Source organism: Armatimonas sp. (assembly GCF_031410135.1).
Classification (GTDB): domain Bacteria; phylum Armatimonadota; class Armatimonadia; order Armatimonadales; family Armatimonadaceae; genus Armatimonas.
Window position 1 is genome coordinate 1 of sequence record NZ_JANNYP010000528.1, and the last position, 1,217, is coordinate 1,217.

Genomic DNA, 1,217 nt, shown 5'->3' on the forward strand with positions numbered 1-1,217 from the left:
CCTCAGCCCGCCCTGGTTCAACACACTAAAAAGCTATCCCAAAAGTCAGACTCTCTCGGAGTACTCTTAAGACTTTTGGGATGGCTTCTAAAGCCTTAAATGAAAAAATTCTTTACGCTCATCGAGCTTCTCGTGGTGATCGCCATTATCGCGATTCTTGCCGCAATTCTCTTCCCCGTCTTTGCGCAAGCTCGCGCCAAGGCGCGACAGATTTCTTGCCTCTCCAACATGCGCCAAATCGGGACAGCCAACCTGATGTATGCACAAGACTACGACGAGACGATTGGGCGTAAGTGGTGGGACTTCCATGTTGATCTGGAGCCCTACGTCAAAGGCATTGATATCTTTATTTGCCCGCAGTCGTCGGCTCCTAAACCCGTCAGGCGAAACTTTAACCCGGCTCAGTGGTCCGCCGGAGGAACTGAGGTTGGCTCCTACTGGACCAATGCCCCAGCAGTGGGAGGCAATGTGAACTGCGCCAGTATCCGCCCGTGTCTTTTTGGGAACTACGCCCGCAACGATGAGCTTCTTCACAACTATGGCTGGACGGGTGTTGGGGGGCTTGACAATGCCAATATGCGCATGTCCTCGTGGGAGCGCCCCGCAGACGTGATCTTCATGGGTGAGACCAAAGCAGGCAGCGAAGATGACGACACCAACGACTTCGACGATGACAATGCCCCTTACTTTGAGGCGGGCGGTACAAACTGGAACGAGGTCTATGCGCAGGCAACAGCGCGTCACTCCGATGGCATGAACATGACTTTTTTGGACGGCCACGCCAAGTTCGCCAACACAAAGTGGCTTCGTAGCTTACAGGGAAAGTACGCAATCAACCCCATGTGCTGGGAACTTAGTGATACCACCGCTTGGAGCACCGCAGGCTGTGTTCCCTCTCGCCCCAACCCTTAACCATGAAAAAATTCTTTACGCTTATTGAGCTTCTCGTCGTGATCGCCATTATCGCGATTCTCGCCGCCATTCTCTTTCCCGTCTTTGCCCAAGCCCGCGCAAAAGCACGCCAAATTTCTTGTCTCTCCAACATGCGTCAGCTCGGAACGGCGCTGATGATGTACACCCAGGACTACGACGAAACGTTTCATAAAGGTAACTGGATCGGTCATCCTCGACCGCAAGTAATTCCCCCATTTGGCACTCTCACTGATACAGCCACAGCACAAAACTATGTCCAGGGGTGGAGCCGCTGGCCGTTTTTC

General features: G+C 53.2%; 2 protein-coding genes. Both read left to right on the forward strand.

Annotation, left to right across the window (positions count from 1 at the left end; all coding sequences use genetic code 11):
• Positions 1 to 99: 99 nt before the first annotated feature.
• The gene (locus RMO15_RS19725; RefSeq protein ID WP_309715819.1) at positions 100 to 912 is read left to right on the forward strand and encodes an H-X9-DG-CTERM domain-containing protein; all 813 of its coding nucleotides are present in this window, start codon (positions 100 to 102) and stop codon (positions 910 to 912) included.
• Positions 913 to 914: 2 nt separating this feature from the next.
• Positions 915 to 1,217: DUF1559 domain-containing protein (locus RMO15_RS19730; RefSeq protein WP_309715822.1), on the forward strand; the 303-nt coding region annotated here is incomplete at its 3' end.